This window comes from Streptomyces sp. KMM 9044, from assembly GCF_024701375.2.
Taxonomy (GTDB): Bacteria; Actinomycetota; Actinomycetes; order Streptomycetales; family Streptomycetaceae; genus Streptomyces.
The window spans coordinates 3,727,449-3,748,664 of record NZ_CP113910.1 but is presented as its reverse complement, the minus strand read 5'-3'; the positions used below and the strand labels follow the sequence as shown (position 1 = coordinate 3,748,664).

17 protein-coding genes are annotated in these 21,216 nt (G+C 66.8%); 8 read left to right on the top strand and 9 right to left on the bottom strand.

Annotated elements, in window-relative coordinates; translation table 11 throughout:
• Positions 1-27 precede the first annotated feature (27 nt).
• Positions 28-2,451 carry a DUF6049 family protein gene (locus HUV60_RS16905; RefSeq protein ID WP_257850477.1) on the bottom strand — a complete coding sequence of 808 codons (2,424 nt, stop codon included), beginning with the start codon at positions 2,449-2,451 and terminating at the stop codon, positions 28-30.
• A gap of 251 nt (positions 2,452-2,702) precedes the next feature.
• Here HUV60_RS16905 and HUV60_RS16900 point away from each other — a divergent pair, with 251 nt between their 5' ends.
• Positions 2,703-4,172 carry a CCA tRNA nucleotidyltransferase gene (locus tag HUV60_RS16900; protein WP_257850478.1) on the top strand — a complete coding sequence of 490 codons (1,470 nt, stop codon included), beginning with the start codon at positions 2,703-2,705 and terminating at the stop codon, positions 4,170-4,172.
• A gap of 98 nt (positions 4,173-4,270) precedes the next feature.
• Here the strand turns inward: HUV60_RS16900 and HUV60_RS16895 are convergent, their stop codons facing one another.
• The 4 genes from HUV60_RS16895 to HUV60_RS16880 all read right to left on the bottom strand — a co-directional run bounded on the left by HUV60_RS16895 (position 4,271) and on the right by HUV60_RS16880 (position 8,030).
• A complete protein-coding gene (locus HUV60_RS16895) occupies positions 4,271-4,570 on the bottom strand; it encodes an LppU/SCO3897 family protein (protein ID WP_257850479.1) in 300 nt (99 codons plus the stop codon).
• Between the two features lie 286 nt (positions 4,571-4,856).
• Positions 4,857-6,119: an MFS transporter gene (locus tag HUV60_RS16890; RefSeq protein WP_257850480.1), complete on the bottom strand. Its 1,263-nt coding sequence runs from the start codon at positions 6,117-6,119 to the stop codon at positions 4,857-4,859.
• 101 nt (positions 6,120-6,220) lie between these two features.
• Positions 6,221-7,303, bottom strand: a complete 1,083-nt coding sequence (locus HUV60_RS16885; RefSeq protein ID WP_257850481.1) for an inositol-3-phosphate synthase — start codon at positions 7,301-7,303, stop codon at positions 6,221-6,223.
• A 43-nt stretch (positions 7,304-7,346) separates the two neighbouring features.
• Positions 7,347-8,030, bottom strand: a complete 684-nt coding sequence (locus HUV60_RS16880; RefSeq protein WP_257850482.1) for a PadR family transcriptional regulator — start codon at positions 8,028-8,030, stop codon at positions 7,347-7,349.
• A gap of 394 nt (positions 8,031-8,424) precedes the next feature.
• Here HUV60_RS16880 and HUV60_RS16875 point away from each other — a divergent pair, with 394 nt between their 5' ends.
• Together HUV60_RS16875 and HUV60_RS16870 are read left to right on the top strand one after the other, a co-directional pair.
• Complete coding sequence (locus tag HUV60_RS16875; protein ID WP_257850483.1) at positions 8,425-11,100, top strand: transglycosylase domain-containing protein; 2,676 nt, start codon at positions 8,425-8,427, stop codon at positions 11,098-11,100.
• A gap of 99 nt (positions 11,101-11,199) precedes the next feature.
• Entirely contained in the window at positions 11,200-12,708 is a 1,509-nt protein-coding gene (locus HUV60_RS16870; protein ID WP_257851655.1) for a glycosyltransferase family 87 protein, read from the top strand.
• A gap of 198 nt (positions 12,709-12,906) precedes the next feature.
• Here HUV60_RS16870 and HUV60_RS16865 read toward each other — a convergent pair whose 3' ends face one another.
• From HUV60_RS16865 to HUV60_RS16855, 3 genes are all read right to left on the bottom strand, one after another.
• Positions 12,907-13,938 carry an alanine racemase gene (locus tag HUV60_RS16865; protein ID WP_257850484.1) on the bottom strand — a complete coding sequence of 344 codons (1,032 nt, stop codon included), beginning with the start codon at positions 13,936-13,938 and terminating at the stop codon, positions 12,907-12,909.
• A 52-nt stretch (positions 13,939-13,990) separates the two neighbouring features.
• Positions 13,991-15,112: a peptidoglycan bridge formation glycyltransferase FemX gene (gene femX / locus HUV60_RS16860; RefSeq protein WP_257850485.1), complete on the bottom strand. Its 1,122-nt coding sequence runs from the start codon at positions 15,110-15,112 to the stop codon at positions 13,991-13,993.
• Positions 15,113-15,296: 184 nt separating this feature from the next.
• Positions 15,297-15,611, bottom strand: a complete 315-nt coding sequence (locus HUV60_RS16855; protein ID WP_257850486.1) for a hypothetical protein — start codon at positions 15,609-15,611, stop codon at positions 15,297-15,299.
• A 319-nt stretch (positions 15,612-15,930) separates the two neighbouring features.
• On the opposite strand from HUV60_RS16855, the gene rpsF reads away from it, so the two are divergent.
• The 4 genes from rpsF to rplI all read left to right on the top strand — a co-directional run bounded on the left by rpsF (position 15,931) and on the right by rplI (position 17,642).
• Positions 15,931-16,221: a 30S ribosomal protein S6 gene (rpsF, locus tag HUV60_RS16850; RefSeq protein WP_062188887.1), complete on the top strand. Its 291-nt coding sequence runs from the start codon at positions 15,931-15,933 to the stop codon at positions 16,219-16,221.
• A gap of 77 nt (positions 16,222-16,298) precedes the next feature.
• Positions 16,299-16,898, top strand: coding sequence for a single-stranded DNA-binding protein (locus HUV60_RS16845; RefSeq protein WP_257850488.1), 600 nt, complete (start codon positions 16,299-16,301; stop codon positions 16,896-16,898).
• A 42-nt stretch (positions 16,899-16,940) separates the two neighbouring features.
• On the top strand, positions 16,941-17,177 hold the full coding sequence (rpsR, locus tag HUV60_RS16840) for a 30S ribosomal protein S18 (protein WP_003949403.1): 237 nt from the start codon (positions 16,941-16,943) through the stop codon (positions 17,175-17,177).
• An 18-nt stretch (positions 17,178-17,195) separates the two neighbouring features.
• Entirely contained in the window at positions 17,196-17,642 is a 447-nt protein-coding gene (gene rplI, locus HUV60_RS16835; RefSeq protein WP_257850490.1) for a 50S ribosomal protein L9, read from the top strand.
• A gap of 93 nt (positions 17,643-17,735) precedes the next feature.
• Here rplI and HUV60_RS16830 read toward each other — a convergent pair whose 3' ends face one another.
• A complete protein-coding gene (locus tag HUV60_RS16830) occupies positions 17,736-19,073 on the bottom strand; it encodes an MATE family efflux transporter (RefSeq protein ID WP_257850491.1) in 1,338 nt (445 codons plus the stop codon).
• Positions 19,074-19,533: 460 nt separating this feature from the next.
• On the opposite strand from HUV60_RS16830, the gene dnaB reads away from it, so the two are divergent.
• Positions 19,534-21,012 carry a replicative DNA helicase gene (gene dnaB / locus HUV60_RS16825; RefSeq protein WP_257850492.1) on the top strand — a complete coding sequence of 493 codons (1,479 nt, stop codon included), beginning with the start codon at positions 19,534-19,536 and terminating at the stop codon, positions 21,010-21,012.
• The last annotated feature ends 204 nt before the right edge of the window (positions 21,013-21,216 follow it).

The following is a 21,216-nucleotide window of genomic DNA, read 5'->3' as shown; positions in this document are numbered from 1 at the left end:
GTCCCGGGCCCACCGGCCACGACATCCTCAACGGTCCACTCTCTCACCCGTGCCGGACGGGCCTGCGTTTTCCGGTTCGGTGTCCGGTACCGGGTCACTCGGCTGCTCTGGGTCGTCCGTCCCGGAGCCGGCTTCCGGCTTCTTCGTCTCCGGGCCGTTCTCCGGCTTCTTGGCAGGACCTTCCGCGGTGGTGTCCGGGATTTGCGGGTCGTCGCCGCCCTCGTCCTCGGCGTGGTTCTGTTCCCGGATCTCCTGGGCCTCTCGGGCCGCGGCACGCTTGCGCTGCGTGTACATCCGGAAACCGGCGAGGACGAGCAGCAGCACACCGCCGCCGATGACCAGCATCACCGTGGCGGTGATCTCGGTGACCTTGACGTCGAACGTGACCGGCTCGCCGTACTTCTCGCCGTCCTGCGTGTACAGCTGGGCGATCACCGTCGCGCGGCCGTTGGCGTTGGCGGACGTGGTGAATTTCACTGACTGGCTGTGCCCGCCGGAGACGGCGACCGGCTGTTCCTCGTAGGCGTCCCCGCCGATCTCGAGGCGGGTGGGGTTGGTCGAGGTGAGCCGCAGCGTCAGGTTCTCTACCCCCTGCACCAGGTTGTTCTGGACGGTTACGGGGATCGTGGCGCTGCGGCCGGAGAGCTTCGTCTCCGATTTTTCGATCAGCTTCACCTGGTCGAGGAGCCCGTCGAGGTACACCTCGACGCCGCTGCGGTAGGTGGCCGCCTCGGCGATCCGGCCACGCCAGGAGACGGACATCCCGCGGTTCAGGGCCCGGCCGAACGGGGTCACGACCCGGGACGGGTCCGAGAGGATCACCTTGAACTTGTCGAGCTTGTCCTGCGTCCTCGCGATCTGCTCGAACGCGGACCGTGGCAGCTCCTGCTTGCGCAGCGAGGAGGGGTAAGAGGAGGCCGCGGGCACCTCGGTGGTGGCGGCAGGGTCCGGCTCGGCCTTCGCCGCAGCGGTGAGATCCTCGGGCTCGGACCAGTTCCCGTCCTGGACGGCCTTCAGGGCCTCGGCCATCGTCTGGGCCTGGCTGGCCGTGGGGGTGCGCTGGGGAGCGACGACGACGTTGCGCTGACGGCTGGTCTGGAGGCCCAGCGTCAGGCTCTGGGCCAGGAACCGCTGGACGGCGAGCGTGGCCGTGGAGGCCTCGGTCATGTCGCCCTGGAACACGGTGGACAGCCGGGAGTCCGCTACGACCGCCGTGGTGCCGCCGCCGATGGGACGGGCGGCCGAGGGCGTGTACGACAGGTCCCCGGTCTCCCGGAAGCTGTCGCTGCGGGCGATCACCTTGTCGGCGCCGGCGGAGGTGGCGACCTTGACGATGGGGGGGTCCACCGCGCCGTTGACGGGCCAGGCGAAGTCCGTGGTCGGTTTCACGTGGAGGATCGGCTCCACCGTGTTGACGACGACGTCCGTGGCCTCCTTGAGATGACTCAGGGAGCCGGTGACCGAGGTGCCGTTGTGGGCGAGGGAGGCCAGATCCGGGTCGCCGAAGGGCAGCGCGACGACCTCTCTGCCCTTCACCGCGCTCTGTACGTCGGCGAGCCACCGCTTGGCGGTGTCCTGATGGCCGCCGGGCGTGGTGGTGTCATCCTCGCCCTGGACCTCGTAGCTCTCGGTCATGGCGTCGACGGATGCCAGCAGATCCGGATCGATCACCCAGGTGACGTCGAGGTTCTTGCCCAGCGCCACCATCCGGTCCAGACGGCCGCCCGGGGAGATCTCCTTGGCCAGGACGTCGTCACGGAGGACCGGGGTCTGCTGCTCGTTGGAACCTGTCTCCGCCATCGTGTGGACCGTGGAGATCAGCGGCCACAGAAACGTCGTGCTCATCCTCGTGTCGTCTTCGTCGGGCTGCCATGGCAGGAGCGTCCGCCGGACACCGAGGGTCTGTTCCCAGGGCCGCGCGGCGGTCTGTCCGGAGAGGACCACGGCCACCTGGTAGACGCCGTCCTCCCCGAGGTCCAGCTCGTCGACCGGGACGGAGAGGCTGAAGCGTTGCGAGACGCCGGGCGTGAGCTCGGCGTACCTCTGGGCGTACTTGTCGTCGCTCTCCGGGCCGATGGCGCCCTGGACGTCGTCGCTGTTCCGGGCGACGCTGTCGATCCCGGAACGCGTGTTCAGTAGAGGGCCCACCCGCAGACCGACGTGGGCGTCGGTGACCGCTTGCTTGCCCTTGTTGGTCACCGTGCCGGACACCGTGACGGTGTCGTCCTCACCGGGGACGCTGGGCGTGAGCGCGTTCACGGAGACGGAGACCGAGCCCACGTCGGTGGCAGACCGTGCGGTGCTCCCCGCGGCGGCGGTCGCAGGCGCCATGGCGGGAATCTGAAGCAGACCCGCCAGCAGGGGGACTCCGGCGAACAGGGTGCCGGTGCGCCGCAGCCAGCGGCGGGCAGGTGAGGGACTCATCCCCTGGAAGTCTGCCGCCTCGGCCACGCGCTCGCCCGTCCCTATCGTCGTCAGTGGTCGTCGGATGTGCGTCCACGCATGGTAACGATGCCCCGTGAGGCTGAGTGCCGCGGACCGGTCTGCAAGATCGGGTCGGCCATCGCGCTGTCCTGTATGTGGCCGTATCGGCGGAGCGCTTGCCGAGAGTGGACGCAGGTCCTGTGCGGGGACTGTGGGAGCCTGCGCGGCAGATCAATGGGGGAGGCTTTGGTCGCCCGGGCCACGTACCCTTTTCTGTTGTGCCGAATGCCAACGAACAAACCAGTGCCCTGAGCCAGGTGCAGGACCGAGCGGTGAACGAACTGCTGCGAGTCGCCCCGGTCGCCGACGACCTCGCCCGCCGCTTCCAGGAGGCCGGGTTCTCACTTGCTCTGGTTGGAGGCTCGGTCCGGGATGCGCTGCTCGGTCGGCTCGGGAACGACCTGGACTTCACCACCGACGCCCGCCCGCAGGACGTTCTGAAGATCATCCGTCCATGGGCGGACGCGGTCTGGGAGGTAGGCATCGCCTTCGGCACTGTCGGAGCCCAGAAGGAGGCCCGTGTCGGAGACGCTGATCGAAGCTTTCAGATCGAGGTGACGACCTACCGCTCGGAGGCGTACGACCGCATGTCACGCAAGCCCGAGGTGGCGTACGGCGACTCCATCGAGGAGGACCTCGTCCGCCGTGACTTCACCGTGAACGCGATGGCCGTCGGACTGCCTGAGAAGGAGTTCATCGATCCGTACGGCGGTCTGGACGATCTCGCGACAGGCGTGCTGCGTACGCCGGGCACCCCCGAGGCGTCCTTCTCGGACGATCCGCTGCGGATGATGCGGGCCGCGCGTTTTGCCGCTCAGCTCGATTTCGAGGTGGCTCCCGAGGTGGTCGCGGCTGTGCAGGAGATGGCCGGACGTATCGAGATCGTCTCCGCCGAGAGGGTACGGGACGAGCTGAACAAGCTGGTTCTGTCCGCTCATCCCCGCAAGGGACTGACCTTGCTCGTCGACACCGGGCTCGCCGACCATGTGCTGCCCGAGTTGCCGGCCCTGCGTCTGGAGAGCGATGAGCACCACCGGCACAAGGACGTCTACGAGCACACACTGATCGTTCTGGAACAGGCGATGGCCCTGGAGGAGGAAGGCCCCGACCTGACCCTCCGCCTGGCGGCACTGCTGCACGACATCGGGAAGCCGCGCACGCGCCGTTTCGAGAACGACGGCCGGGTCTCGTTCCACCACCACGAGGTGGTGGGGGCGAAGATGACGAAGAAGCGTCTGACAACCCTCAAGTACTCCAACGAACTGGTCAGGGACATCTCGCGCCTGGTGGAACTCCACCTGCGGTTCCATGGTTACGGCATGGGAGAGTGGACGGACTCCGCTGTCCGTCGCTATGTCCGCGACGCGGGGCCGCTCCTGAGTCGGCTCCACAAGCTGACCCGCTCGGACTGCACGACGCGCAACCGTCGCAGGGCAGCAGCCCTCTCGCGCGCGTACGACGGTCTGGAGGAGCGGATCGCCAGGCTTCAGGAACAGGAGGAGCTCGACGCCATCCGTCCGGACCTCGACGGGAACCAGATCATGAAGGTCCTCGGAGTCGGTCCTGGGCCGGCTGTCGGTCAGGCGTACAAGCACCTGCTGGAACTGCGACTGGAGAACGGGCCGATGGAGTGCGACGCAGCCGTGGCGGCCCTCAAGGAGTGGTGGGCTGGGCAGCAGCAAGGCTGAGAACGCGAAACGGGGTCATGTTTCACGTGAAACATGACCCCGTTCGGGATGTATGGGGGGGCGGTGTTTCGCGTGAAACACCGCCCCCGTGTGTCGCCTTACTTCTTGTGGTCCTTCAGACAGAGCAGGAAGTCAGTGCCGTCATCGCTCTGGGTGTACATGTACTGGAAGTTCTTGGCCTCGGCCTCGCACTTGCTGGATGCCGGAGTGCCGGAGAGGAATGAGCCGTCGATCTTGGCCAGCACCTCGTACTGGGCGTCCGAGGAACTGCAGTCGACGACCTCGAGGTCGGGATTGTCGTCACTGGTGCTGTCGCGGTGCATGCAGTCGCCGACTGCCGCGGTGTGGGCGTCGTCCCGGCTGGCGAGGAAACCGCCGATGGCCACAGCGGCGACCACCGCGACGATGACGATGTTCTTGATCGTCTTGAAGCCGATCTTGCGGCGTGGCTGCTCCGGCGGTACGGGGCGCCCTGCGGGGGAAACCAGGCTGACCGGCCTGCTGGGGAAAGCCCGGCTGACCCTGGGTGAACGGGTTGCCCCGAGGTGGCGGGGCGGCTACTTGGAGGTCCCCCTGGAACGCGATCGTGTGGCGTGAATGGCTCGCTGATAAGACGTATGTAAGTTACCGGGCACCACTGACAGCGCCACACGATCAGAGGACTCTGTGGCATTGATGTGACACTTACTGACGCTCAAAACGGCCGATAGTCATAGCTACTGCCCCGTAGATAACGGCGATTGTCACCACCAGGGGGACCGATCGACCGTCCGGTGGCAGCATCAGGGCGGCCACGGCGGCGGCACCGACGAAGGCCACGTTGAACAGGACGTCGTAGAGAGAGAAGATCCGGCCACGGAAGGCGTCGTCGACGGAGGACTGAACGATGGTGTCCGTGGCGATCTTCGCGCCCTGGGTGGTCAGGCCAAGAACGAATGCCCCGAGCAGCAGGGGGCCACTGGCGAAGGGCAGACCGAGCGCGGGTTCCAGGACTGCGGCAGCCGCCGAACACAGCATGATCCAGCGGCCCGGCCCGAACCGTCCCGCGGCCCAGGGGGTCACGACGGCCGCGACGAAGAAACCGGCGCCGGACACGCCCAATGCCAGGCCCAGCAAGGCGAGTCCCCCCTCCGTCGTGTCGGTCAGGGCGTGCCGGCACAGCATCAGCAGCATGACGAGCATGGCGCCGTAGCAGAACCTCATCAGAGACATCGCGGTAAGCGCCCAGGCGGCCTCCCTGCGCGAGGGCGCCGCCAGATGGCGCAGACCTGCCAGCAGATCGCGAGCGGTGCCGGTGAGCGCCGCGGTCAGCCGCGTCTGCACCAGCGCCCGTTCGGGGCCCAACAGTTCCTTTCCCATGCGCAGCGATGCCAGAGCCGCACACAGGTACAGCGCCGAGCCCACGAGTACCACGGCCGCGTCCGATTCGGAGACGGCCAGGCGTACGAGGAAGGCGAGTCCGCCGCCCGCGGTCGCGGCGAGCGTTCCGGCGGTCGGGGAGAGGGAATTGGCGATGACCAGCCGCTCGGAGTCCACCACGCGCGGCAGCGCGGCGGAGAGGCCGGCGAGGACGAAGCGGTTGACAGCTGTTACGCACAGGGCGGAGGCGAAGAGCAGCCGGTCCGGGACCTGGCCGAGAATCAGGACAGCGGTCACCGAGGCCATCAGTGCGCGCAGCAGGTTGCCGTACAGGAAGACCTGGCGGCGGCGCCAGAGGTCGAGCAGTGCCCCGGCGAAAGGGCCGACCAGGGAGTAGGGAAGCAGCAGGACCGCCATCGCGGAGGCGATCGCCGCGGCCGACGTCTGCTTCTCCGGTGAGAAGACCACGTAGGAGGCGAGTGCGACCTGAAAGACGCCGTCGGCGCCCTGGGAGAGCAGTCGGACGGCGAGCAGGCGCCTGAAGCCCTGGAAACGCAGCAGGACGCGCAGGTCACGGACGACGGCCATGGGGCACAGCCTCACATACGGAGAGGGTCCCCGGGACATGCGTCCGGGGACCCTCGATCACCCGCAGGGGAGGCAAGGTCCTCACCCGAAGGAGCGGGGTCCTAGCGTTCGACCTCGCCCTGGATGAACTTCTCGACGTTCAGACGAGCCTCGTCGTCGAAGTACTGCACCGGAGGGGACTTCATGAAGTACGAGGAGGCCGACAGGATGGGGCCGCCGATGCCGCGGTCCTTGGCGATCTTCGCGGCACGCAGGGCGTCGATGATGACGCCGGCGGAGTTCGGGGAGTCCCAGACCTCGAGCTTGTACTCCAGGCTCAGCGGAACGTCACCGAACGCGCGGCCCTCGAGGCGCACGTAGGCCCACTTGCGGTCGTCCAGCCACGGAACGTAGTCGGACGGGCCGATGTGGACGTTCCTCTCGCCGAGGTCCCGGTCGGGGATCTGGGAGGTGACGGCCTGCGTCTTGGAGATCTTCTTGGACTCCAGACGCTCCCGCTCGAGCATGTTCTTGAAGTCCATGTTGCCGCCGACGTTCAGCTGCATCGTGCGGTCCAGGACGACACCGCGGTCCTCGAAAAGCTTCGCCATGACACGGTGCGTGATGGTGGCACCGACCTGGGACTTGATGTCGTCACCGACGATCGGCACACCGGCCTCGGCGAACTTGTCCGCCCACTCCTTGGTGCCGGCGATGAACACCGGGAGGGCGTTGACGAAGGCGACCTTGGCGTCGATGGCGCACTGGGCGTAGAACTTCGCCGCGTCCTCGGAACCGACGGGCAGATAGCAGACCAGGACGTCGACCTGCTTGTCCTTGAGGACCTGGACGACGTCGACCGGCTCCTCGGCCGACTCCTCGATGGTGGCCTGGTAGTACTTTCCGAGGCCGTCGAGGGTGTGGCCGCGCTGGACCGTCACACCGGTGCTGGGGACGTCGCAGATCTTGATGGTGTTGTTCTCGGAGGCGCCGATGGCGTCAGCGAGGTCGAGACCGACCTTCTTGGCGTCCACGTCGAAAGCGGCGACGAACTCGACGTCGCTGACGTGGTAGTCGCCGAACCGGACGTGCATCAGGCCCGGCACCTTGGACGCCTCGTCGGCATCCTTGTAGTACTCGACGCCCTGTACCAGTGACGCGGCGCAGTTGCCCACGCCGACGACGGCTACGCGAACCGAACCCATTCCGGTTGCTCCCTATGTGTACGAGTGAGGCCCTGAATGGGACTCACGTGGCGGTGTCGTCGGGCGAACCGGTCCGGGGTGTGTCCCCGGACCGGGGCAGGTCGCCCGACGCTCCAGATGTGGTGTCCTGTCGAGGGGGCGCCCCTGAGGCAGGGCCCTTCAGGTCCCGCCCGGCCCGCTCGCTCTCGATGAGCTCGTTCAGCCAGCGCACTTCCCGCTCCACGGACTCCATTCCGTGGCGCTGGAGCTCAAGCGTGTAGTCGTCCAGACGCTCCCGGGTGCGCGCCAGTGAGGCACGCATTTTCTCCAGGCGCTCCTCCAGCCGGCTGCGGCGGCCTTCCAGTACACGCATGCGCACGTCGCGTGAAGTCTGTCCGAAGAAGGCGAACCGCGCGGCGAAGGTCTCGTCCTCGTACGCGTCGGGGCCCGTCTGGGAGAGCAGCTGTTCGAAATGCTCCTTGCCGTCGGCCGTCAACCTGTAGACGATCTTGGCGCGGCGGCCCGTGAGAGGAGCGGCGAGGGCGTCCTCGGTAGTGTTCCCCGGCTCCTCGATCAACCAGCCGTTGGTGACCAGCGTCTTGAGGCAGGGGTAGAGCGTCCCGTAGCTGAAGGCACGGAACACACCCAGTGATGTGTTGAGTCGTTTGCGCAGCTCGTAGCCGTGCATCGGAGACTCGCGGAGCAGGCCGAGTACGGCGAACTCGAGGATCCCGGAACGCCGGCCCATCGTCGCCTCCTCTCTGCCGCGGTCGTGCGGTGACGGCCTTGTGTGGCTCATCGCCACCCTTATGCCGAGCTGATGTATCGACTCGATACATCATGACGATAGAACGGCGTTTCGGCTGGGACAAGAGGGGGTGTGGTGAACGGGATCACATCATCGATTCAATGCGAGCAAGTTGCCTGATTTGAGATGAACTTCTGTGCTCGGCGGGTTTTGGCGGTGCGTAGTCTGTGCGCCATGCGCAACACCGGGAACCAAGTGACGCCCGGGGGCGTCCCCGTCCCTGGTGCAGTACGGGATGAATGCGGAACCCACCGCATCCGTACTTCGGGGGGACCGGAAACCAGCTGCCGTTTCCAGGCGCGCGAGATGCGCCTGCCCGAGGAGTAGTCGTTCGATGAGCGAGCACCGTCGCAAACCGCCGCAGCCGCAGGGAGGCGGACGTGCCGCGGCCCGACGCGGCCAGTCCGGCTCGTCCTCCGGCCGCCGCGCGGCACCGCGAGGCGCCACCGGGTCTCCGTCCGATTCCTATGGGTCGGACTCGGGTGGTGAGGGCCACACCTATGGAAGCCGCGCCGAAGCACGACGCGCGGCACAGAGAGGCGGGGGCCGCCGGGCAGGCTCCACCGGCCCTGGCCGGGTCCGTGCTGCGCCTACCGGCAAGAAGCGGATCATCGATTATCCGCGCCACGACAAGTACGGCTGGCGTCGCTGGATGCCGTCCTGGAAGTTCGTCGCCGGGCTGTGCATCGCGTTCTTCGGCAGCACGGTGGCCGCCGCGGGGATCGGGTACGCGCTGGTGAGCGTGCCCGTCGTCGCCGAGACCGCCACGGCGCAGAACAACGTCTACTACTGGTCCGACGGCAAGCAGATGGTCGCCACGGGTGGTGAGCGCAACCGCCAGATCGTCAATCTCGAGCAGATCCCCAAGGCGATGCAGTACGCGGTCATCTCTCAGGAGAACAAGACCTTCTACGACGACAGCGGCATCGATCCCCGGGGTATCGCCCGCGCCGTGTTCAACATGGCCAGGGGCGGCGACACGCAGGGTGGATCCACGATCACCCAGCAGTACGTGAAGAACGCCATGCTGGACGACCAGTCGCAGACGTTCACCCGCAAGTTCAAAGAGATCTTCGTCTCGGTCAAGGTGGGTGCCACCGAGGACAAGGACGACATCCTCGAGGGTTACCTGAACTCGGCGTACTACGGCCGTGGCGCCTACGGGATCCAGGCCGCCGCCCGCGCGTACTTCGACAAGGACGCACTCGAGCTCAACGAGGGCGAGTGCGCCTTCCTGTCGTCGGTCCTCAAGGGCGCCACCTACTACGATCCGGCTGGCTCGACCTCCATCGACCCGGTCGGCGCCACCCCCGAGGCCAACAAGAAGCGTGCCCTGACCCAGATGCAGGACACGCTGGACAAGATGGTCGAGTACGGGCATCTGGATCCCACGACCAGGGCCAAGCACACCAAGCTGCCCAAGGTGCAGAACCCCCGGTCGAACACCGCGCTGAGCGGGCAGATCGGTTACCTCGTGGACCTCGCCAAGGCGTACATCGTCAACAACAGCGAGGAAACCGGGATCACCGCCAACCAGCTGGAACAGGGCGGCTACTCGATCCACACGACCTTCGACAGGAAGAAGGTCGAGGAGCTCGAGAAGGCGGTCCAGAAGGTCTACAAGGAGAACATCAAGCCCGAGGAACGCCCGGAGGACACCCACGTCCAGTTCGGCGGGGCTTCGGTGAACCCGGCGACCGGTGCGATCGAGGCCATCTACGGCGGTACCGACGCGACCAAGCACTTCACCAACAACGCCGACTCGACCGGTGCCCAGGTGGGCTCGACGTTCAAGCCGTACGTGCTGGCGGCTGCCATGAAGTGGGGCGTCCGGGACCCCGACGGAGACCCGGTACAGGCCCAGGACGAGCGTACGCAGGTTTCCGAGAAGAGCCTGTACAGCGGTAAGAACAAGCTCAAGATCAAGGAATACGACGGTTCGGTCTGGCAGAACGAGAAGGGCGAGCAGTGGGAGCAGGTCAACGACGGCGACGAGACCTACGGCACCGCTCCCGACTACAAGATCGATCTTCGTGAGGCGATGAGGGAGTCGGTGAACTCCTCCTTCGTCCAGCTCGGCGTGGATGTCGGCCTCGACAAGGTGAAGGCCTCCGCGGTGGACTCCGGACTTCTGGAGAGCAGCCTCGCCGGGACGAACTACCCGTCCTTCTCCCTCGGCACCTCAAACCCCAGTGCGATCCGCATGGCGGGTTCGTACGCCACCTTCGCGGCCAGTGGCGAGCAGCGCGATCCGTTCTCCGTCAAGAAGGTGACGAGCAAGGACGGCACGGTCTACACGCACAAGACCCAGACCGAGCAGGCGTTCACCGCCCTGGTCGCCGACAACGTCACGGACGTTCTGAAGACCGTCGTCGAGGAGGGAACCGGCACCAACGCCCAGTTGGAAGGGCGCGAGGTGGCCGGAAAGACAGGTACCACGGACGGCAACAAGTCTGCCTGGTTCGTCGGCTACACCCCGCAGCTGTCCACCGCGATCAGCATGTTCCGGTACCCCGATGACGAGACCATCAAGAACCGCCAGTTCCTGGAGATGTACGGAACAGGTGACCAGGAAAGTATCCATGGTGCCTCGTTCCCGTCCGAGATCTGGGCGGACTACATGGAGGACGCGCTGAAGGGCCAGAAGCCGGAGCCCTTCCCGACGCCGGAACCCATCGGCGAGATCGTCAACGACACTCCGTCGCCGACCGCCACTCCCTCGCCCACCGAGACCGAGGAGGAGACTCCGTCGGCGTCTCCTACCACCTCGGAGTCGGAGCCTGAGCCCAGCGACCCCACTCCGACCGAGACCGATACCTGTCGCCCCTTCGACTTCAACTGCGAGGAGGAGGGAGAAGACACAGGTGGTACCGGGTCGGGTGGCGCGGACGCCGGCGGGACGGACGGTGGGGCAACCAGCTCACCGACGGCTTCGGAATCGGAGGAGGAAGACGACAGCCGAGGCAACGGCAACGGTAACGGCAGCCTTCTCGGAGGACCGGCCGGTTAGGCGTCTTTTCAACCGAATTAGGTGTTTCACGTGAAACGCGGGCCGCCGTACCTCTCGGGTACGGCGGCCCTCGGCATTGGCCCCGGCACGTACGGCAGGATGTGCGGTATGCCCAGTGGAGAATCGATGCAAGCGAGCGCCCACGAGCCGGAACTGGTGGAACCGACCCGGGAGGACAAGGTCGCCAAGGCCGGCAGTGAGCTGATCGGCGGTCCGCTCGGGAGGCGTGCCCTGCTGGGGGCGTCCTGGTGGACCCCGGTCCGGGTGATCGCGCTTGTGGCGATCGGTATGTTCACCCTCGGCCTGGTCCAGAAAGCGCCCTGCTACAACGGCGCGTGGTTCTTCGGCGCCGGCTCCCAGTACACCCACGCGTGCTACTCGGACATCCCGCACCTCTACCAGGGGCGGGGCTTCGCCGACGGCCTCGTCCCGTACTTCGATCAGCTTCCCGGCGACATGCAGTACCTCGAATACCCGGTGCTGACCGGTGTGTTCATGGAGGTCGCGTCCTGGCTCACACCCGGCAGCGGGAGCATCCAGGACCAGGAGCAGTGGTACTGGATGGTCAACGCAGGGATGCTCATGGTGTGCGCGGCGATCATCGCCGTCTGTGTGACCCGCACACACGCCCGGCGACCCTGGGACGGTCTGCTGGTCGCCCTGGCGCCTGCCTTCGTCCTGACCGCGACGATCAACTGGGACCTGCTGGCGGTCGCACTGACGGCCGCCGCGATGCTCATGTGGTCGCGTAGCCGGTCTCTCGCCTTCGGAGTCCTCCTGGGCCTGGCCACGGCCGCCAAGCTCTACCCCATGCTCCTCCTGGGGCCGCTGCTGGTCCTGTGCTGGCGTGCGGGACGCTGGCGGGAGTTCGGGAAGGCCCTGGGCGGTGCCGTCGTCGCCTGGGCCGTGGTGAACGGGCCGGTGATGTTCTTCGCCTTTGACGGCTGGTCGAAGTTCTACATCTTCAGCCAGGAGCGGGGCGTCGACTTCGGGTCCTTCTGGCTGATCATCGCCCAGAACTCGTCCGACCCGCTCAGCACCGAGACCGTCAACACCCTTGCCACACTGCTGATGCTGCTGTGCTGTGTGGGTGTCGCGGCGCTGGCTCTCGCGGGCCCCCGCCGACCGCGCTTCGCGCAGCTCGCCTTCCTGATCGTCGCGGCGTTCATCCTCACCAACAAGGTCTACTCGCCCCAGTACGTCCTGTGGCTGGTGCCCCTGGCCGCCCTGGCCCGGCCGAAGTGGCGGGACTTCCTGATCTGGCAGGCCTGCGAGGTGGCCTACTTCCTCGGCATCTGGATGTACCTCGCCTACACGACCAGTGGAGACGCACACAAGGGACTGCCCGCCGACGGCTACCACTGGACCATCGTCCTGCATCTGCTCGGGACGCTCTATCTGTGCGTCATGATCGTGCGCGACATCCTGATGCCGGAGCGGGACCCGGTGCGGCAGTCCGGTGACGACGACCCCTCGGGCGGGGTGCTGGACGGAGCGGAGGACGCCTTCGTGCTCGGCCCCGCTGCTCGGCCCGCTCGGGACACCGCGCACTCCGACGGTCCGCGGGCCGAGTGGGGCAAGGCCGGCGCCACAGGTGGTTCACTCTGAGCGAACGGCCAGCGGACGGGCGGGCAGCCGGAAAGGCGACCGGTTCGGTGGCAGATCACCCCGGATGCTGGTGAGAAGCAGGGGAAGGGCCGTGCACGGGAGCACCGTGCACGGCCCTTCTCGTTGTGCCGACCCCTGCTCAGGCGCCGCCTCTGTTGTCGTCCCCGCCCGCTCCGTCTTCGCCGTGCCGCGTACCGTTCAGCGGTCCAGGGCCCGGTCGAACTGCGTGGTGGTGTGCCGCAGGTGGGCCACCAACTCCTCACCGACCTGCGGTTCCGGTGCCTCCACGGGCACGAACAGAATCGACACCTGCATGTGCGGCGGTTCGGCGAACCAGCGCTGCTTCCCGGCCCAGACGAAGGGGGAGAGGTTCCTGTTCACCGTGGCCAGTCCGGCACGGGCAACGCCCTTGGCACGCGGCATGACGCCGTGCAGAGCCTTGGGGGCCTCCAGACCCACCCCGTGCGACGTACCGCCCGCCACGACCACCAGGAAGCCGTCGGAGGCGGCCTTCTGCTGCCGGTATCCGAACCTCTCGCCCTTGGCTATGCGCGTGACATCCAGGACGGCACCGCGGTACTCGGTGGCCTCGTGGTCCCCCAGCCACAGCCGCGTACCGATCCGGGCGCGGAACCGCGTCTGAGGGAACTGCTGCTGCAGCCGGGCGAGTTCCTCGGCCTTGAGGTGGCTGACGAACATGGTGTGCAGCGGAAGACGGGCTGCCCGCAGCCGGTCCATCCAGCCGATGACCTCCTCGACGGCGTCCGAGCCGTCGGTGCGGTCCAGGGGCAGGTGGATCGCGAAACCCTCGAGCCGGACGTTCTCTATGGCGGAGTGCAACTGGGGCAGATCCTGCTCGCTGACGCCGTGCCGCTTCATCGAGGACATCACCTCGATGACCACCCGGGCGCCGACCAGGCCGTACACACCGTCGATCGACGAAACCGAGCGGACGACCCGGTCGGGGAGGGGGACGGGCTCCTCGCCGCGCCGGTACGGCGTCAGCACGAGCAGATCGCCGCCGAACCAGTCCTTGATCCGCGCGGCCTCGTACGTCGTGCCGACAGCGAGGACGTCCGAGCCCAGCCGGGTGGCCTCCTCGGCCAGCCGCTCGTGCCCGAAGCCGTAGCCGTTGCCCTTGCAGACTGGGACGAGCCCCGGGAACTGCTGCTGCATGTGCTTGTGATGCGCCCGCCAGCGCGCGGTGTCGACGTAGAGCGTGAGCGCCATGGCCGGACCTGGAACCTTTCTCGTGGCTGTGGTGTGTCGGAGGGAGCCGGGATCAGCGGCGCGACATGTAGATGTCGAGCGCCTTGTGGAGCAGCTTGTTCAGCGGGAAGTCCCACTCACCGAGGTATTCGGCGGCCTGGCCGCCCGTGCCGACCTTGAACTGGATCAGGCCGAAGAGGTGGTCGGTCTCGTCCAGCGAGTCGGAGATGCCACGCAGGTCGTAGACGGTGGCGCCGAGCGCGTAGGCGTCGCGCAGCATCCGCCACTGCATCGCGTTCGAGGGACGGACCTCACGGCCGATGTTGTCGGAGGCGCCGTAGGAGTACCAGACGTGACCTCCGACGATCAGCATCGTCGCCGCCGACAGGTTGACGCCGTTGTGCCGGGCGAAATACAGCCGCATGCGGTTGGGGTCCTCGGTGTTGAGGGCGGTCCACATGCGCTGGAAGTACGACAGCGGACGTGGCCGGAAATGGTCGCGCACGGCGGTGATCTCGTACAGTCGCTGCCACTCGTCCAGGTCGTCGTAACCGCCCTGGACGACCTCGACACCGGCCTTCTCGGCCTTCTTGATGTTACGGCGCCACAGCTGGTTGAAGTTCTTGTGGACCTCTTCCAGGGAGCGGTTCGCCAGCGGCACCTGGTAGACGTAGCGGGGCTGTACGTCGCCGAAGCCGGCCCCGCCGTCCTCGCCCTGCTGCCATCCCATACGGCGCAGCTTGTCGGAGACCTCGAAGGCACGGGACTCGATGAAGTCGGCCTCCAGATCGCGCAGACGCTTCACGTCCGGATCCTGGATCCCCTTCTTGATGGTCGTCGCCTCCCAGCGCCGGATGATCACCGGCGGGCCCATCTTCACCGAGAACGCGCCCTGCTGCTTCAGATGCGCGAGCATCGGCTCGATCCACTCCTGAAGATTTGGCGCGAACCAGTTGATGACCGGGCCTTCGGGAAGATAGGCCAGGTAGCGCTTGATCTTGGGGAGTTGCCGGTAGAGGACGAGGCCTGCGCCGACGATCTCACCGGTCCGGTCGTCGAACCAGCCGAGGTTCTCCGCGCGCCACTCAGCCTTGACGTCCGACCAGGCAGGGACCTGCATGTGGCTCGCCGACGGCAGGCTCTGGATGTAGGCCAGATGCTGCTCTCGGCTGATGGTCCTCAGGGTCAGGCTCATTCGGGGCGCTCCTCGGGCTGGTGTGTCCCCATGGGTTCAGGGGCTCCGGCTCTCGCGCGAAGCCTACTGCGCCGTGGGGGCGCCCCGGTTGGGCACACGGGACCTGCGCCCCGGCCCGTCACGGCCGGGGCGCTCCACGGTATGCGGGAGGAGACGCCCGACGGAATGGTCCGCCGGACAGGCCCTAGTCGACGACCCCGCCGAACAGGCCGCCGTGCGACATGCCGAGGAAGAAACCGATCGCTGCGGCGCCCAGTCCCAGGATCAGGCCGAAGCGCTCCCGCGTCGTCTCCGAGATCCACTGGCCGTACGCGCCGGTGAGGATGCCCACCAGGCCGGTCCAGGAGCTGAGCAGGTGCAGGTGGTGGAACATCGCGGTGACGAGAGACGTGACCCCCAGCACCAGGGTCACCGCGAGCAGGGTGTCCTGGACAGGGTGGGGTTTGCCGTCCGTGGCGAAAAGGCCTCCGGCGGTGTTGGGTCGCAATGCCTGTGCCATGGGGCACCTCCTGCGAAAGACGGCGCATCGTAGCGCCATACACCCCCGATGTGTACAGACTGACGGGCTTGCGGGACGGATTTCAACCGGAAGCCGCTGTGCGGGTACTCTGTACCGTCTGCACCGGTGTCTGTTCGGGCAGATCCAGTTACGTTCAGGACAGGGTCACAGGCCCGCCCCGGCCGACCTGGAGAAACCGCCGCTCGACCTCGATTGTCAGTGGCGGCTGTTCTACTGACAGGCATCGTTGCGCAACGCATCACGACCCTCCTGCCACGGAACGACCGTGGCCGCTGAGTCCAAAGGAGGTGGGTTCCACATGCGTCACTACGAGGTGATGGTCATCCTCGACCCCGATCTCGAGGAGCGTGCTGTCTCCCCGCTGATCGAGAACTTCCTCTCTGTCGTCCGTGACGGCGGCGGAAAGGTCGAGAAGGTCGACACCTGGGGCCGTCGTCGTCTCTCGTACGAGATCAAGAAGAAGCCCGAGGGCATCTACTCGGTCATCGACCTCCAGGCCGAGCCTGCGGTCGTCAAGGAGCTCGACCGCCAGATGAACCTGAACGAGTCGGTCCTCCGGACCAAGGTCCTCCGCCCCGAGAACCACTGAGCCTTTTCGCTCAGCTGGTCTCGGGATCCGAGTAGCAGTACAAGCAGCCAGCAGCAAACCCGCCGAGAGGTTCCCCCATGGCAGGCGAGACCGTCATCACGGTCGTCGGCAACCTTGTCGATGACCCCGAGCTGCGCTTCACCCCGTCCGGTGCGGCCGTCGCGAAGTTCCGTGTCGCATCGACTCCCCGCACCTTCGACCGCCAGACGAACGAGTGGAAGGACGGCGAAAGCCTGTTCCTGACCTGCTCGGTCTGGCGTCAGGCGGCGGAGAACGTCGCCGAGTCGCTCCAGCGAGGCATGCGCGTCGTCGTGCAGGGCCGGCTGAAGCAGCGGTCCTACGAGGACCGGGAGGGCGTCAAGCGTACGGTCTACGAACTGGACGTCGAGGAAGTCGGCGCCAGCCTGCGCAACGCCACGGCCAAGGTCACCAAGACCACCGGCCGCGGTGGCCAGGGTGGTTACGGCGGTGGCGGCGGCCAGGGTGGCGGCGGCTGGGGCGGAAGCCCCGGTGGTGGCCAGCAGGGCGGCGGCACTCCGGCCGACGACCCCTGGGCATCCGGCGCTCCTGCCGGTGGCCAGCAGGGCGGCGGCCAGGGTGGCGGCGGCTGGGGCGGAGGCTCCAGCGGCAGCGGCAGCGGCAGTGGTGGCGGCTACTCGGACGAGCCCCCCTTCTAGGTGGGGCCGCACCACACTTCTTGATCACACAGGAGATACATCATGGCGAAGCCGCCTGTGCGCAAGCCGAAGAAGAAGGTCTGCGCATTCTGCAAGGACAAGGTCACGTACGTGGACTACAAGGACACGAACATGCTGCGGAAGTTCATTTCCGACCGCGGCAAGATCCGTGCCCGTCGTGTGACCGGCAACTGCACCCAGCACCAGCGTGACGTCGCCACGGCCGTCAAGAACAGCCGTGAGATGGCGCTGCTGCCCTACACCTCCACCGCGCGATAAGGGAAGGGTGACCGACTCATGAAGATCATCCTCACCCACGAGGTCTCCGGCCTCGGTGCCGCGGGTGACGTCGTCGACGTCAAGGACGGTTACGCTCGCAACTACCTGGTTCCGCGGAAGCTCGCGATCCGCTGGACCAAGGGTGGCGAGAAGGACGTCGAGCAGATCCGTCGCGCTCGCAAGATCCACGAGATCCAGACCATCGAGCAGGCCAACCAGGTGAAGGCTCAGCTCGAGGGCGTCAAGGTTCGCCTCGCGGTCCGCTCTGGCAACGCCGGTCGTCTCTTCGGTTCCGTCACGCCGGCCGACATCGCTTCCGCGATCAAGGCCGCTGGCGGTCCCCAGGTCGACAAGCGTCGCATCGAGCTCGGTGCGCCGATCAAGACCCTCGGCGCCCACGAGACGTTCGTGCGTCTGCACCCCGAGGTCGCCGCCAAGGTCGACCTCGAGGTTGTCCCGGAGTAAGTCTGTTCGTTGTAGCAGTGGGATGGGGTCGCGCCTTTCAGGGGGCGGCCCCATCGCCGTTTCACGTGAAACGCGGGGTTCCACGTGAAACAGTCAGCGTGTGGCGCCGGTGACGACCCAGCGGCCCGAGCGGGTCCGGAACCACAGGGACAGCAGCCGAACGCTCATCATGAGCGCCATCGTGCCCCACAGCGCGGTGAGCCCACCTCCGAACACCGGGACCAGTAGAGCGAACGGAGTGAAGACCGCCAGGGTGATCAGCATCGCCCATGCCAGATACGGCCCGTCGCCCGCACCCATCAGCACCCCGTCCAGAACGAAGACGATGCCGGAGATCGGCTGGGACAACGCGACGATCACCAGAGTCGGCAGCGCCGTGTCCATGACCGTGGAATCGCTGGTGAACAGAGGCAGGAAGACTGGCCGGGTGAGCACCACGAGTACTCCGAGGACGGCCCCGACCGCGAAGCCCCACTCCACCATGCGACGGCACACCTGGCGGGCGCTCTGGGCATCCCCAGCTCCCAGGTAGCGGCCGATGATGGCCTGCCCGGCGATCGCTATGGCGTCCAGCGCGAAGGCGAGCAGGCTCCACAGGGAGAGGACGATCTGGTGAGCCGCGATGTCGGAATCCCCCATTCGGGCGGCGACGGCGGTGGCGATCATCAGGATGGCCCTGAGTGAGAGGGTCCGTACCAGCAAGGGTGCGCCGGCCTGGGCAGAGGATCTGATCCCCGTGAGGTCCGGGCGTAGCGAGGCGCCGTGCTTGCGCGCGCCCCTCAGCACCACGATCAGATAGACAGCGGCCATGCCCCACTGGGCGATGAACGTGCCCCAGGCGGAGCCCGCGATACCGAAACCGGCGCCGTAGACGAGCGCGACATTGAGAACGCCGTTGGCGGCGAAACCGCCGACGGCGACGTAGAGGGGGGTCCTGGTGTCCTGCAGTCCGCGGAGAACACCGGTCGAGGCGAGCACAATCAGCATGGCTGGTATGCCGAGGGAGGAAATACGCAGGTAAGTGATCGCATAGGGGGTCGCGGTGTCCGAGGCGCCGAACAGATCCACAAGGGCGGGCGCCGTGGGCAGGACCACGGCGACGACACCGGCACCGAGGAAGAGGGCAAGCCAGATTCCGTGTATGCCCTGACGGACGGCTGAGGGGAGGTCGCCGGCACCTACTCGACGGGCGACGGCGGCCGTGGTGGCGTAGGCGAGGAAGACAAAGACACTGACGGCGGTCATCAGGAGGGCCGAGGCGACGCCGAGTCCGGCGAGCTGCGCTGTGCCGAGACGGCCGACGATGGCGCTGTCTGCCATGACGAAGAGGGGTTCGGCGACGAGGGCGCCGAAGGCCGGTACGGCCAGCATGACGATCTCGCGGTCGTGCTGCCGTCGGACGGCTCGAGGGCGCGCGGGGGCCTGTGTCATGTGCACCAATCTAATCGTCCACAGGTAAGAGATGCAATGCTCTATAGACCCTTACGTGATGGCGCAGGGTGTGTGCTTGCATACGGCACCTGAAGAGAACTTGGGCCGATAGGGAAAGTTTTTGTTCTGCACAGGCGGTGGACGATGAAATGCCAGGTCAGGTCCCTTGTCGCGGATCGATGTGGGTCTTGTTCACAGGGCTGTCCACCGGGTCGTGCACAGGTTTGGTGGACTTCTCCACAGCATTGGGCCGGTCGTCCACATGGCCTGTGGATAACCAGATTGGCTGACGGTGCGGAGGGGCCTACGGTGGTCCGGCACATGCTCCGTCCGCCGGTTTCCAAAAGGTCGCAAAACCGGCGCGTGGCAACCGGAGTCGGGCGTCCTATTTGTCAGTGCCGTGCCGTAGAAAAAGAGGGGCATGGCGAGGTCCGCTCGGCGGACGGGAGGAGGTGGCTCGGTGAGCATTTCCGAGCCCTTGGACGACCCGTGGGCCGACAGTGGACCCAGTGATCGGCTGCCCGCCTCCCGGCGCCGTGAGGACGGGGGACGGGGCCGCGACGAGCAACACGACCGCGGCCGTGACTCCGGCGGATGGGAGGGCACGGGCTCCGCCTTCGAGCGGGTGCCCCCGCAGGACCTCGAGGCCGAGCAGTCCGTTCTGGGCGGCATGCTGCTGTCCAAGGACGCCATCGCCGATGTCGTCGAGATCCTCAAGGGCCACGACTTCTACAAACCGGCTCACGAAACCGTCTACACGGCCATCCTCGACGTCTATGCGAAGGGCGAGCCGGCCGACCCCATCACGATCGCCGCGGAGCTGACCAAACGCGGTGAGATCAACAAGGTGGGCGGGGCCTCGTATCTGCACACCCTCGTCCAGACGGTGCCCACGGCGGCCAACGCGGCGTACTACGCGGAGATCGTGCACGAGCGCGCCGTGCTGCGCCGCCTGGTCGAAGCCGGTACGCGCATCACCCAGATGGGGTATGCGGCCGACGACGACGTCGACGAGATCGTCAATCGTGCGCAGGCCGAAATCTACGCCGTCACCGAACAGCGCACCAGTGAGGACTACCTCCCGCTCGGCGACATCATGGAGGGCGCGCTCGACGAGATCGAGGCGATCGGTTCGCGCAGCGGTGAGATGACCGGTGTGCCCACGGGGTTCACGGACTTCGACTCGCTCACCAATGGGCTGCATCCAGGGCAGATGATCGTCATTGCCGCGCGCCCCGCGATGGGCAAGTCGACGCTCGCGCTGGACTTCGCCCGTGCCGCGTCCATCAAGCACAACCTGCCGAGTGTGGTCTTCTCACTCGAGATGGGGCGCAACGAGATCGCGATGCGCCTGCTGTCCGCCGAGGCCAGGGTCGCTCTGCACCACATGCGGTCCGGCACGATGACCGACGAGGACTGGACCCGCCTCGCACGCCGGATGCCGGACGTTTCGGCGGCGCCGCTCTACATCGACGACTCCCCGAACCTGTCGATGATGGAGATCCGCGCCAAGTGCCGTCGGCTGAAGCAGCGTAACGACCTGAGGCTGGTCGTCATCGACTACCTCCAGCTGATGCAGTCCGGCGGTTCCAAGCGGGCGGAGAGCCGTCAGCAGGAGGTCTCGGACATGTCCCGTAACCTCAAGCTGCTCGCCAAGGAACTGGAACTCCCGGTCATCGCGCTCTCCCAGCTCAACCGTGGCCCCGAGCAGCGAACCGACAAGAAGCCGATGGTCTCCGACCTGCGTGAGTCGGGTTCCATCGAGCAGGACGCAGACATGGTCATCCTGTTGCACCGCGAGGACGCGTACGAGAAGGAGTCCCCGCGCGCGGGCGAGGCCGACCTGATCGTGGCCAAGCACCGAAACGGCCCGACGGCGACCATCACGGTCGCCTTCCAGGGCCACTACTCCCGCTTCGTGGACATGGCGCAGACCTGACCGGCTCCCTTGTGGGTTCTCGGTTTCCGCGTCATTTTCTCCGTCGTCGTGTCATGACGATGGCACTTCTGACACCCGCTGGAGAAGCACAGTTCAGGGGCGTCACCCGATCAGGTGACGCCCCTGAACTGTGCCTCCTTGCGGTACGTGCTTGATGCCACTCTCCTCGTGTCGCGCTGAGCGGCCGACAGGGGGTGGAACGTG

Coding starts and splice junctions, on each gene's coding strand:
- HUV60_RS16890 (WP_257850480.1), bottom strand. CDS start 6,119: ATGGCCGTCGTCCGTGACCTGCGCGTCCTGCTGCGTTTCCAGGGCTTC.
- HUV60_RS16885 (WP_257850481.1), bottom strand. CDS start 7,303: ATGGGTTCGGTTCGCGTAGCCGTCGTCGGCGTGGGCAACTGCGCCGCG.
- HUV60_RS16880 (WP_257850482.1), bottom strand. CDS start 8,030: ATGGGCCGGCGTTCCGGGATCCTCGAGTTCGCCGTACTCGGCCTGCTC.
- HUV60_RS16875 (WP_257850483.1), top strand. CDS start 8,425: ATGAGCGAGCACCGTCGCAAACCGCCGCAGCCGCAGGGAGGCGGACGT.
- HUV60_RS16870 (WP_257851655.1), top strand. CDS start 11,200: ATGTGCGGTATGCCCAGTGGAGAATCGATGCAAGCGAGCGCCCACGAG.
- HUV60_RS16865 (WP_257850484.1), bottom strand. CDS start 13,938: ATGGCGCTCACGCTCTACGTCGACACCGCGCGCTGGCGGGCGCATCAC.
- femX (WP_257850485.1), bottom strand. CDS start 15,112: ATGAGCCTGACCCTGAGGACCATCAGCCGAGAGCAGCATCTGGCCTAC.
- HUV60_RS16855 (WP_257850486.1), bottom strand. CDS start 15,611: ATGGCACAGGCATTGCGACCCAACACCGCCGGAGGCCTTTTCGCCACG.
- rpsF (WP_062188887.1), top strand. CDS start 15,931: ATGCGTCACTACGAGGTGATGGTCATCCTCGACCCCGATCTCGAGGAG.
- HUV60_RS16845 (WP_257850488.1), top strand. CDS start 16,299: ATGGCAGGCGAGACCGTCATCACGGTCGTCGGCAACCTTGTCGATGAC.
- rpsR (WP_003949403.1), top strand. CDS start 16,941: ATGGCGAAGCCGCCTGTGCGCAAGCCGAAGAAGAAGGTCTGCGCATTC.
- rplI (WP_257850490.1), top strand. CDS start 17,196: ATGAAGATCATCCTCACCCACGAGGTCTCCGGCCTCGGTGCCGCGGGT.
- HUV60_RS16830 (WP_257850491.1), bottom strand. CDS start 19,073: ATGACACAGGCCCCCGCGCGCCCTCGAGCCGTCCGACGGCAGCACGAC.